Raw genomic sequence first — 11,961 nt, forward strand, 5'->3', positions numbered from 1 at the left:
GTTTATTCAAATGTTAGCAAAACCTGTTTTTTATCCACGGCGTCTCCCTTACTCACAGAAATACTTTTAATTATACCATTTCTTGGGGAGGTAATACTGTTTTCCATTTTCATAGCTTCTAAAATCAATAAAGGGTCATTTTCATTCACTTCTTGACCTTCTTTTACAGCAATATCCAAAATAAGCCCCGGCATGGGTGCCTCAATTGAAGCCACGTTGATTGCTCCATTGGAAGCAAATCCCATTTTATCAATTAAATGAAGTAAAGGGGTCTTAACAGAAGTATGGTAATCAGTACCATTTACCTTGATGGCATATTTAAGGTCATTGAAATTGCTTTCCACAATTTCAATATGAAAGGATTTCCCATCTTTCAATATATGAAAGTTGTTATATCCAGTTTTTAGAATGTCCAATGCGTTTATTTGGTCTTGGGTGAGTTCAAATTCATGGTCTTCATTAACCATGATGGAATAGGATTCTTCCATGGGATAGGTGGCCTTTTGTTATTTAGTTAAAGATACGGTTAAAGCAATAATCCAACACAAAGCTACGTGTAGAAACTTTTTCATTTTATGATAGGTGTCATGTATTTCCAGGAAAACAAATACTAACTATGCAAAGTCTTTTGAATGGATGAAAAATGTATCAATTGCTTACTTTTGGTATTAAATTTTTGTCAATGCTTATCATAGGAATTGCAGGAGGCACAGGCTGTGGAAAAACTACGGTCGTAAACCAGATTGTGGAAGAACTCCCCAAAAATGAGGTTGGGGTTATTTCCCAAGACTCATACTATAACGACCTAGCCCACATGAGCAAGGAAGAAAGAGGGCAGGTAAATTTTGACCACCCCAATTCCATTGATTTTGATTTATTGATTTCCCATCTGGAATTACTTAGGGAAGGGCAATCCATTGAAAAGCCCATCTATTCGTTTGTTGAGGAAACCCGTTTAGATGAGACCATAACAGTTCACCCAAGGAAAGTTATTATTGTTGAAGGGATTTTAGTATTAAGTAATCCCAAACTACGTGATATGTTTGACATGAAAATTTATGTCCATGCCGATTCGGATGAACGCTTGATACGAAGATTGCAACGGGACATAAAGGAGCGTGGACATGACTTGGAAAAAGTGCTTTTTAGATATCAGAACGCGGTAAAACCAATGCATGAACAGTTTATTGAGCCTTCTAAAGAATTTGCAGACCTCATTATACCCAATAATCATTACAATACGGTTGCAGTAGATATGGTACGTACCATAATTAACGACAAGTTGAACTAATGGGGCTGAAGGAACTGAAACAAAAAAAATGGTTCAAGCTCATGACCAATATGTACATACTGGTATTGACCATTTTTGTGATTTGGATGGCTTTTTTCGATACTAATTCCTTGCTTATTCATTTAGAGTTGAGAAAGGAAATTAAGAAACTAGAGAGGCAGAAAGAGTTTCTCGAAGTAGAAATTTCAAAAGACCAAAAAGTGTTGGAAAAGCTTTCTGACTCTAGTGAATTAGAAAAATTTGCTCGAGAAAAGTACTATATGAAGAAAGAAAACGAGGAAATTTTTTTGATAGAATATGAAGACAGCCTAAAGACCAAAAAACAATGAGTGATTCCCATTTATTTGATGAATTTCCAGAAGTTTCCTCGCAACAATGGAAACAAAAGATACAGTACGACCTGAAAGGAGCGGACTATAATGAAACCTTGGTATGGGATTCTCCAGAAGGCATTGGTGTAAAACCCTTTTATCACTCGGAGGATTTAAACGGAGCCACAATTCCTTCCAAAGAATCGAACCAATGGTACATTGCCCAATCCATTTATGCTGGAGATGCCGACAAAGCCAATTTAAAGGCTAAGGAGGTCGTTGATAAAGGGGTAGAAAGTTTGATTTTTACTATTCCTAATGCAAAAATCAATCTGGTTAACTTACTCCAAGACATTGATCTGGAAAAATTTCCGGTCCATTTCAATTTTCAATACATGGAATTGGAATCCTTTGAAAAACTAATTTCCCAAATAAAGGATAGTTCTGCTCGAATACACCTTCACGTTGACCCTATTGGCAATTTGGCCAGAACAGGAAATTGGCACCAATCAGAGAACGAAGACAAACGTAATCTTCATAAACTGCTTGAACTTTCTTCATTTTCCAAAACCATTTTTCCAATTGGAATAGACATTTCGTTGTACCAAAACGCTGGGGCCAATATAATTCAGCAATTGGCCTATGGTCTAGCACATGCCAACGAATACTTGAGTATTAGCCCTTCCAACTCTTTTATCCCTACTTTCAAAGTAGCGATGGGAGGCAATTATTTCTTTGAAATCGCCAAAACAAAAGCGTTAAGATGGTTATGGGCTACCTTGGCCGCCGCATATGGAATAAATGAAGACTGCCATATCGTGGCAATGCCATCAAAGCGAAACAAAACACTATACGATTACAATGTAAACATGCTTCGTACTACTTCTGAATGTATGTCGGCCATTCTAGGTGGGGCGGATACCGTTTGCAATCTACCCTATGATGCATTATATCACAAAGACAATGAATTTGCAGAGCGGATTGCTCGAAATCAGCTGGTTTTACTCAAAGAAGAAAGCTATTTCGGTGAGGTTTCACATGCTGCCAAAGGTGCCTATTATGTTGAGTCTTTAACAAAGCAGTTGGCAGAGAAGGCGTTGGGCCTGTTCAAACAGATTGAAGCTTCAGGTGGACTTTTGGATGCATTAACCAAAGGAAAAATTCAACAAAAAATAAAGGAAAGTGCCGCAAAAGAGCAATTGCTTTTTGATGAAAACCAAACAACCCTAGTGGGAACCAACAAGTTTCAAAATCCCGATGATAAAATGAACCAAGATTTGGAACTCTACCCTTTCATGAAAAAGAGGTCTGAAAAAACGCAGATTATACCCATTATTGAAAAACGGTTGGCTGAGGAATTGGAACAAAAAAGATTGGACAATGAGTAGAAAAGACCTTGAACACCTAGAGTTATCCCCCATAGTTAAGTCTGATAAAAAGGTGACCCAAAGCAATGGGCATTCAAACTTTGGGGCAGGTATACCTCCTTTTCTAAGGGGCCCCTACTCCACCATGTATGTTAGAAGGCCATGGACTATTCGTCAGTATGCTGGTTTTTCCACAGCGGAAGAAAGTAATGCCTTTTATAGAAGGAATTTGGAAGCAGGTCAAAAGGGACTATCCGTAGCTTTCGACCTTCCCACGCATCGCGGTTATGACAGTGACAATGAACGTGTTGTTGGTGATGTAGGTAAAGCAGGTGTAGCCATTGATTCTGTAGAAGACATGAAAATTCTGTTCGACGGGATTCCATTGGACAAAATGTCCGTATCCATGACCATGAATGGAGCTGTTTTGCCCGTTATGGCTTTCTATATAGTGGCCGCCGAAGAACAAGGTGTTTCCATGGAGAAACTTGCGGGAACCATCCAGAATGATATTTTAAAAGAATTTATGGTAAGGAACACCTATATCTATCCTCCCATGCCCTCCATGCAAATTGTAGCGGATATTTTTGAGTTTACGAGCAAGCACATGCCCAAATTCAACAGTATCAGTATTTCAGGTTACCATATGCACGAAGCTGGGGCTCCAGCGGCAATGGAACTGGCCTATACTTTAGCTGATGGGATTGAATACATCAAAACAGGGATAAAAGCAGGTCTTCAGATTGACGACTTTGCCCCTAGACTTTCTTTTTTCTGGGGAATTGGCATGAATCACTTTACTGAAATCGCCAAGATGAGAGCAGGACGAATGCTTTGGGCAAAATTGGTCAAAGAGTTCAGTCCCAAAAATGAAAAATCATTGATGCTGCGTACCCATAGTCAGACTAGTGGTTGGAGCTTAACGGAGCAAGACCCGTTCAATAATGTGGCTAGAACCACGATTGAAGCTATGGCAGCAGTATTTGGAGGCACGCAGAGTTTGCATACCAATGCTTTGGATGAGGCCATTGCGCTTCCTACGGATTTTTCTGCACGTATTGCACGTAATACTCAGATTTACTTACAACAAGAAACCAATATTACGAAAACAGTGGACCCATGGGCGGGAAGCTATTTGGTAGAAGAATTGACTACGAAAATCGCAGATGAAGCTTGGGAACTGATACAAGAAGTTGAAAAATTGGGAGGAATGACTAAAGCTATTGAAGCAGGCATTCCTAAAAAACGTATTGAAGAAGCAGCTGCAAAAAAACAAGCTAGAATTGACAGCGGTCAGGATACGATTCTTGGGGTGAACAAGTATCAGTTGGAAGATGAAGACGACCTTCAAATATTGGAGGTGGACAACGCCATGGTAAGAAAGCAACAAATAGAACGTCTCGAGCAAATTAAGTCAACTAGAGAGAATTCATCAGTTAAAGAAGTGCTTGCAAAGATTACTGAGGCTTCCGAAAAAGCGATGAACCAAGATTCTAAGCGTGGGAATTTGTTAGCTTTAGCAGTTGAAGCAGCACGAAAGAGAGCAACTCTTGGCGAAATTAGTGACGCCATGGAGTCAGCTTTTGGAAGGTACCGTGCTAAAATACAATCATTTACCGGCGTGTACTCCAAAGAAATCAAGAACAACAAAAGTTTTGAGAAAGCCAAAAAAATGGCTGATGAATTTGCCTCCAATGAAGGAAGGCGACCTCGTATCATGATTGCTAAAATGGGACAAGATGGGCATGATAGAGGTGCAAAAGTAGTTGCTACCGGCTATGCTGATTTAGGGTTTGATGTGGACATTGGGCCTCTTTTTCAAACCCCAGCAGAAGTGGCTAAACAAGCCGTGGAAAACGACGTTCATATTTTAGGGGTTTCTTCCTTGGCTGGTGGGCATAAAACCTTGGTTCCGGCAGTTATCAAGGAATTGGCAAACTATGGCCGTGAGGACATTGCCGTTATTGTAGGAGGTGTTATCCCGAAGCAGGATTACAATAGTTTGTTTGAGAGTGGTGCGGTAGCAGTTTTTGGGCCAGGTACCAAAATCAGCGAAGCCGCTATTGAAATCTTAAATATTTTGATGGATTAAAGACGCTTAACCATCTTATAATTAAAACTTTAACTTTCTTTAACCTCTAATGTTAAGGTTATCCACTTTCTGTTAACAAAATACATTTTTTGGCATCGCAAATAATCGTATTTTTAGCCCCTAACTTACTTTGAAATGGGCAAAATCATTGCTATTGCCAACCAGAAAGGTGGTGTGGGAAAAACCACTACCACGGTTAACTTGGCCGCATCTCTTGGAGTACTTGAAAAAAAAGTATTGCTAATCGATGCTGACCCTCAGGCCAACGCTACTTCCGGTTTGGGTATAGATGTGGATAGTGTGGAGAAGGGAACTTACCAACTTCTAGAGCATACTTTAGGAGTGAATGATGTGATTTTGGAAACAGATTCCCCCAATGTGGATTTAATTCCAGCACATATAGATTTGGTAGCCATTGAGATTGAATTGGTGGACAAGGACAATAGGGAATATATGCTGAAAGAAGCCCTAAGGGACTTGGGCGACAGGTATGATTATATCCTTATTGATTGTGCACCATCTTTAGGGTTGTTGACCCTAAATGCGCTAACCGCTGCTGATTCTGTAATGATTCCCATACAATGCGAATATTTTGCATTGGAAGGCCTTGGAAAATTGTTGAATACCGTGAAAAGTGTTCAGAAAATACACAATAATGATTTGGACATTGAAGGCATGTTATTGACCATGTACGACTCAAGACTAAGATTGTCCAACCAAGTTGTGGAAGAAGTTAAAAAGCACTTCGCAGATATGGTCTTCGATACCATCATACAAAGAAATGTTAGGCTGAGCGAAGCACCCAGTTATGGAGAAAGTATTATTAAATACGATGCGAGCAGTAAGGGTGCTGCAAATTATCTCAACTTGGCCAACGAGATTTTAAAGAAAAACAAGGAAAAAGTTTAAATGGCGAAAGCAACCAAAAAGCAGGCTTTAGGCAGAGGTCTGTCCGCTCTTTTAAAGGACCCTGATAATGATATCCAATCAGTTTCGGACAAAAATGCGGACAAGGTTATTGGCAATGTAGTGGAATTAGACCTTGCAACCATAGATGTAAATCCGTTCCAACCACGCTCCAATTTCAATGATGAAGCATTGGAAGAGCTGGCCAGTTCAATCAGGGAATTGGGGATTATACAACCCATAACAGTAAGAAAACTCGATTTCAACAAATACCAGTTAGTTTCAGGAGAAAGACGTTTCCGTGCTTCAAAAATGGTAGGGTTACAGACTATTCCAGCCTATATCAGAATTGCCAATGACCAAGAGTCTTTGGAAATGGCTCTGGTGGAGAATATTCAACGTCAGGATTTAGACCCCATTGAGATTGCACTTTCGTATCAACGGTTGATTGACGAAATTAAAATCACCCAAGAAAAAATGAGTGATCGTGTAGGAAAAAAACGTTCCACCATCACCAACTATCTCAGACTATTAAAACTTCATCCCATTATCCAAACCGGAATGCGGGATGGTTTTATCAGCATGGGGCACGGTCGCGCTTTAATCAATATTGAAAAGAAAAAAGACCAAATAGACTTGTACGAAAGTGTGGTTTCCAAAGGCCTCTCCGTACGAGAAACCGAGCAGTTGGTCAAAGCCTACCAAGAATCCAAAAAAAACCTTTCTTCCAGCGGTACAAGTGTCAAACCCACTAAGGAAATCCCTGGCTACATTTCAAAAGGTATTGATAGTTTAAAAAATCATCTTTCCGCAAAAGTAGACATCAGTGCTTCAGCGAATGGAAAAGGTAAAATAGTTATTCCCTTTCATTCCAAAGAAGAATTTCAACGTTTAAGAAAACTTTTGACTGGTGAATAAGTCTTTTTTCTTCCTGCTTTTTTTTACCTTGACGTTCAACGCACTTTTTGCCCAAGAAGAAGATGAGACTGAGCTTGAACCAACAGCAGTAGACTCATTAGCTCAACAATTGGAGGGTCAAGGAGTGGTCATTCAAGAGGTGACCTATGTCAAGGAAAGAACAAATCCATTGGCTCCAAGCAAAGCTGCCTTTTACTCCGCTGTTCTCCCAGGATTGGGTCAACTTTACAATAAAAGAGGTGCTTGGTGGAAAATACCTGTAATTTATGGGGGGCTAGCCACGGGAGTAAGCCTTTATACCTTTAACAACGATGAATTTCAAAGAGCTAGAACTGCCTTTAAAAGGAGATTGGCTGGTTTTACGGATGATGAGTTCTTTGGAGATGGTGAAAGCCCGGCAATTTCAAATGAAGCCCTTCAAAGTGTACAAGAGAATGTTCAAAGCACCCGCGATTTATGGCTTGTATTGACCATTGTTTGGTATTCCCTAAATATTATTGAAGCTAATGTTACCGCACATCTGGCCCAGTACAATGTCAGTACACAGTTAAGTTTTGATTTCCAACCCTATTTGGAATTGAACCCCATCACCAATGACCCAAACTATGGTATGGCTCTGGTGTTTAAATTTTGAATCATGAGAATAGGTCTTTTCGGTTATGGAAAAATGGGCAAGATGATAGAAGGTCTTGCCATTGAAAGGGGCCACAACATTTCCGCTAAAATTGATGTGGAACATAGGGCCATTGACTTCACCACCTTTGATATAGCGATCGATTTTAGCACGCCAGATTCAGCCTTTAAAAATATTACCTCTTGTTTTGAACATGGCATACCCGTTATTTCTGGAACTACGGGATGGTTACAAAATTTTGACAAGGCCGTATCTATCTGTAAACAAAACAATACTGGTTTTATATACGCCTCAAACTTTAGTTTGGGAGTAAATATCTTTTTTGAGTTGAATGCACAATTGGCCAAAATGATGGCTAAACTGGAGCAATACAAGATTTCCATGGAAGAGATACATCACACGCAAAAAGTGGATGCTCCCAGTGGTACGGCGATAACCCTTGCCGAAGGAATCTTAGCCAATACCCCTTATAAAGATTGGAAACTTAATGAAGGTGGAGAAAATACGATATCCATACATTCCAAAAGGGAGGGCAATGTTCCTGGAACACATATCATTGATTACAACAGCATGGTGGATAGCATTGAAATAAAGCACACGGCGCATAATAGAAAAGGTTTTGCTCTGGGAGCGGTACTGGCAGCTGAGTGGTTGGTTGAAAAAAAAGGAGTATATACTATGAAAGATGTGCTTAATTTGAGTTAAAACCGTAACATTTTGCGGGAAACTAGGTCTAAGAAACAAAACAGTTTATGAACGGTACACAGTGGTTGGTTTTTATTTTGATAATTCAGGTCATTCATTTTTTAGGGACTTGGAAACTGTATGTAAAAGCTGGCAGAAAAGCATGGGAAGCTGCAATCCCCGTCTATAATGGAGTGATTTTGATGAAAATCATCAATAGACCTTGGTGGTGGGTTTTACTTTTGTTTATTCCTATTATCAATCTATTGATGTTTCCTGTAGTTTGGGTAGAGACCATACGAAGTTTTGGAAAGAACAAAATTTGGGATACTTGGTTGGCTATACTGACACTTGGTTTCTACATCTACTATATAAATTATATTGAAGATGTCACTTATATAGAAGACCGAAGTCTCAAACCAAGAACAGGTCTTGGGGAATGGGTAAGTTCAATAGTCTTTGCTATCGTAGCAGCCACATTTGTACATACTTATTTTATACAACCCTATGTAATCCCAACAGGATCACTTGAGCGAACCCTCCGTATTGGAGATTTCTTGTTTGTAAGCAAGTTCCATTATGGAGCTCGAGTCCCAATGACCACTTTAGCGGCCCCTATGGTTCATGACACCATTCCCGGCCTAAAAAAACGGTCATATCTGGCCGATGTAAACCCTGAAACCCACAAGGATTCATGGATAAACAAATTGCAGTTACCTTATCTACGACTCCCCGGATTTCAAGAAGTAAAAAAGAATGACATTGTAGTTTTCAGTTTGCCATCAGATACCTTGTATCAATTCTTTAAAGCGGAAAAAGCCGTAAAAAAACCTATTGACAAGAAATCCAATTATGTAAAACGCTGTGTGGGAACTCCTGGCGATTCTTTGGCCGTTATTGATGGTTTTGTACATATCAATGGAGAAAAACTTCAACTTTCTGATCGGGCCAAAGTAATGTACGATTATACCGTCTATTCCAAGCAGGGTGTATCAAGCAGATATTTGGCGGAAGTGGATGCCTCGGATTACACGCGGAAGTATTTAACCGATGTTTTGAATCCTAACCAGTATGAGGCTTTATCACCTTATATTTTGGGTGCCTATAAAAACCAAAGTGGAACTTTTGAAATCATAACCCAAGAAAAAGGAATTCCCACGGAGGTTATCAGGCAACTGCGTTTAGCGCTAACCGAGGAAAAGCCTTTGGCGCGTATTGCAAACATGACGGACGAGATGGTATCGCAATTGCGTTCCAACCCTGCGATTGATTCGGTCATAAGAACCAACGAAGAAAAAGGGGTATATAGTGGTGCGTTCCCTCAAAAACCAAACTTTTATCCCTGGAACGTAGATAATTTTGGCCCTATTTATCTGCCGGAACGTGGGGCTACCGTTAAGATAGACTATAAAACCATTCCGCTCTACAAGAAAATCATACGCGATTACGAATACAACGATGTCAAAGTGGATGGGAACACGGTTTATATTAATGGGGAAGTAGCTGACTCTTATACCTTCAAACAAGATTATTATTGGATGATGGGTGACAATCGTGACCATTCTGAGGATAGTAGAACTTGGGGATATGTGCCTGCCAATCATATTGTAGGGAAACCCGTTTTTCTATGGATGAGTTTTGACAATTTCAATGATGGTATCTTTAACTGGCGACCCAGAGGAGAACGTATCTTCACCACAGTTGGTGGCAGTGGAGAACCTGTCTCCTACAGATGGTATTTCTTGGCTGCTGTTATAGGCTGGTTTGTTTTCGACTTTTTCAGAAAACGAAAAAAGAAAAAGAATACTTGAGCGTAGTACTACATCCCACATATTTTCCGAGTATTGCCACATTTGCTGTAATTGCTCAAAAGGAGATTGTTTGGGAAACATTTGATAATTTTCAGAAACAAACCTATAGAAACAGATGCTATATCGCTACCGACCAAGGGAAACACATGATGAATGTTCCCATAAAACATGTGGGCGGTAAAGAGGGCAGGCAGTTATACTCGGATGTAGTTTTGGATCATAGTATGCCTTGGCTTAAGCAGCACTGGAGAACTTTAGAAACCGCGTATCGTACCTCTCCATATTTTGAGTTTTACGAGGATGACATTAGACCTTTGTATGAAAAAGAGGAAGAACTCCTTTTCAATTTCAACCTGAAAACAATTGAGACTATTCTAGAATGTATAGGAATAGAGAAAGAATTTAGAACTACCTCAAAGTATTCTACCCAATTGGAAAACTCGTTGGATGGCAGATTTTTGGTTGAGGCTAAAAAAAGTATTAAGATTTCGCATCAAGAATACGAACAGGTATTTGGGGACAGGCATGGATTTATTGGTAATCTGAGTATTTTGGACTTACTCTTTAATGAAGGGCCAAATACCATGGATTACCTTCTAAACCAATCTTTGGAATTTTTGTAATGCTTCGTTTTACATTACATTACGGTATACACTTTATTGTTCCCATACTAATTGGGTATGGTTTGTTTAAAGAAAATAGACTGAAAATCACAATAATTTTGCTTTTAGGTATTTTAATAGACTTGGACCATCTGTTAGCCTCGCCAATCTTTGATGCCAATAGATGCAGTATAGGGTTTCATCCTTTGCACAGCGTTTGGGCAATTATGATTTATGCGTTATTGCCTTTCTTCCCAAAGACGCGAATTTTAGGGTTAGCACTACTTATTCACATAACTGCAGATACGGTGGATTGTTTATGGGTTGGTGGTTTTTCTTCTTAAGGTAGCCTTTACCGGATAGTGATCGGATAGCTTCACCTTATAATTTTTATGCTCAATTACTTCAAAGGAAGAATCTGGAAAAATATAATCGATTCGAAGAGGTAATCTGAATAAACTATACGTCTTTCCAAAACCAGACCCTTGTTCGAAAAAAGTGTCTTGTAAATCACCACGAAGCCGTTTATATACGTTGGAAAACTGCGTGTTATTCATATCTCCACATACCACATAGGGATAGGGACAGGAGTTCCTATGCTTATCAAAAATCTTAGCCTGTTCCAGCTGCTTATCAAAAGTCTTCACAAGACGTTTATAATTTTTTTCTGATTCCTTTTCGGAAAAAGACTTTCTTGAAGGAACAATGTTGAAGGATTGTAGGTGGATATTATAAACTCGAATTGTATCCTTTGCTATCAAAATATCAGCATAAATGATATTATTTGGTGTTTTAGGCAAATCAAGGGATCCTTCTGAAACAATAGGATATTTCGAAAAAATTGCCTGTGCTGTTCTAGGCTTTGATTTTATATAAGGTGTAACACTTTTGTAAGTATAGGATAACAACTGATTAGTATAAATCCTATGATGCTCTTGAAGACATAGAACATCAGGATTTTCATTCTTTACAAATTCAACAATCTTATCTCCAATATTTGAATCTTTTATCCAACCATACCTATTAAATCCCCAAGCATTAAAGGTCATTATTTCCAAATCACTCGATTCCTTTTGCTTTTCTTCATTTAGGAATGCATAAAAAGAGCCGAAAAAAAGGTATCCTATCAAAAGGCTCGTTAGTGGTAATATCAACTTTCTTGATTTTTTGAAAACCCAAAGAATCAAAAATATTAGGTTTATCAAAAACAATAAGGGAACAAATAAGCTGAAGATTGAAAAAACAGGAAAGCTCTCAATATTGAAATAATACGAAAGCGACAAGACCAACAAAAGTCCTGAAAAAAGTAAGTTGACAAAGAACAAAAACTTGGTCATAATAAAGG

Annotated in this window: 13 protein-coding genes; 11 read left to right on the plus strand and 2 right to left on the minus strand. The window is 39.0% G+C overall.

The window, feature by feature from the left end; all coding sequences use genetic code 11:
• Positions 1–2 precede the first annotated feature (2 nt).
• Entirely contained in the window at positions 3–488 is a 486-nt protein-coding gene (locus ACOKFD_RS05715) for an acetyl-CoA carboxylase biotin carboxyl carrier protein subunit (RefSeq protein WP_422860361.1), read from the minus strand.
• 194 nt (positions 489–682) lie between these two features.
• Here ACOKFD_RS05715 and udk point away from each other — a divergent pair, with 194 nt between their 5' ends.
• From udk to ACOKFD_RS05770, 11 genes are all read left to right on the plus strand, one after another.
• Positions 683–1,291 (plus strand): uridine kinase, encoded by a 609-nt coding sequence (udk, locus tag ACOKFD_RS05720; RefSeq protein ID WP_422860362.1) that lies wholly within the window; start codon positions 683–685, stop codon positions 1,289–1,291.
• A complete protein-coding gene (locus ACOKFD_RS05725; protein ID WP_422860363.1) occupies positions 1,291–1,620 on the plus strand; it encodes an FtsB family cell division protein in 330 nt (109 codons plus the stop codon). Before udk ends, ACOKFD_RS05725 begins: the two co-directional genes overlap by 1 nt.
• Positions 1,617–2,990 (plus strand): methylmalonyl-CoA mutase subunit beta, encoded by a 1,374-nt coding sequence (locus tag ACOKFD_RS05730; protein ID WP_422860364.1) that lies wholly within the window; start codon positions 1,617–1,619, stop codon positions 2,988–2,990. The genes ACOKFD_RS05725 and ACOKFD_RS05730 overlap by 4 nt, the downstream gene beginning before the upstream one ends.
• Positions 2,983–5,061, plus strand: coding sequence for a methylmalonyl-CoA mutase (gene scpA, locus ACOKFD_RS05735; RefSeq protein ID WP_422860366.1), 2,079 nt, complete (start codon positions 2,983–2,985; stop codon positions 5,059–5,061). Before ACOKFD_RS05730 ends, scpA begins: the two co-directional genes overlap by 8 nt.
• Positions 5,062–5,196: 135 nt before the next feature.
• Entirely contained in the window at positions 5,197–5,970 is a 774-nt protein-coding gene (locus tag ACOKFD_RS05740) for an AAA family ATPase (protein WP_298999341.1), read from the plus strand.
• Complete coding sequence (locus ACOKFD_RS05745; RefSeq protein ID WP_422860367.1) at positions 5,971–6,885, plus strand: ParB/RepB/Spo0J family partition protein; 915 nt, start codon at positions 5,971–5,973, stop codon at positions 6,883–6,885.
• On the plus strand, positions 6,878–7,519 hold the full coding sequence (locus tag ACOKFD_RS05750; RefSeq protein ID WP_422860368.1) for a DUF5683 domain-containing protein: 642 nt from the start codon (positions 6,878–6,880) through the stop codon (positions 7,517–7,519). Before ACOKFD_RS05745 ends, ACOKFD_RS05750 begins: the two co-directional genes overlap by 8 nt.
• A 3-nt stretch (positions 7,520–7,522) precedes the next feature.
• On the plus strand, positions 7,523–8,224 hold the full coding sequence (dapB, locus tag ACOKFD_RS05755) for a 4-hydroxy-tetrahydrodipicolinate reductase (RefSeq protein WP_422860369.1): 702 nt from the start codon (positions 7,523–7,525) through the stop codon (positions 8,222–8,224).
• Between the two features lie 47 nt (positions 8,225–8,271).
• Complete coding sequence (lepB, locus tag ACOKFD_RS05760; RefSeq protein WP_422860370.1) at positions 8,272–10,014, plus strand: signal peptidase I; 1,743 nt, start codon at positions 8,272–8,274, stop codon at positions 10,012–10,014.
• Positions 10,011–10,637, plus strand: a complete 627-nt coding sequence (locus tag ACOKFD_RS05765; protein WP_422860371.1) for a WbqC family protein — start codon at positions 10,011–10,013, stop codon at positions 10,635–10,637. The genes lepB and ACOKFD_RS05765 overlap by 4 nt, the downstream gene beginning before the upstream one ends.
• On the plus strand, positions 10,637–10,960 hold the full coding sequence (locus ACOKFD_RS05770) for a DUF6122 family protein (RefSeq protein ID WP_298999348.1): 324 nt from the start codon (positions 10,637–10,639) through the stop codon (positions 10,958–10,960). Before ACOKFD_RS05765 ends, ACOKFD_RS05770 begins: the two co-directional genes overlap by 1 nt.
• On the opposite strand, the gene ACOKFD_RS05775 is transcribed toward ACOKFD_RS05770, so the two are convergent.
• Entirely contained in the window at positions 10,934–11,770 is an 837-nt protein-coding gene (locus ACOKFD_RS05775) for an endonuclease/exonuclease/phosphatase family protein (RefSeq protein WP_298999349.1), read from the minus strand. The two genes, ACOKFD_RS05770 and ACOKFD_RS05775, sit on opposite strands and share 27 nt — an antisense overlap.
• Between the last annotated feature and the right edge of the window lie 191 nt (positions 11,771–11,961).

This window comes from Flagellimonas ulvae, assembly GCF_049333175.1.
In the GTDB taxonomy this organism is placed as follows: domain Bacteria; phylum Bacteroidota; class Bacteroidia; order Flavobacteriales; family Flavobacteriaceae; genus Flagellimonas.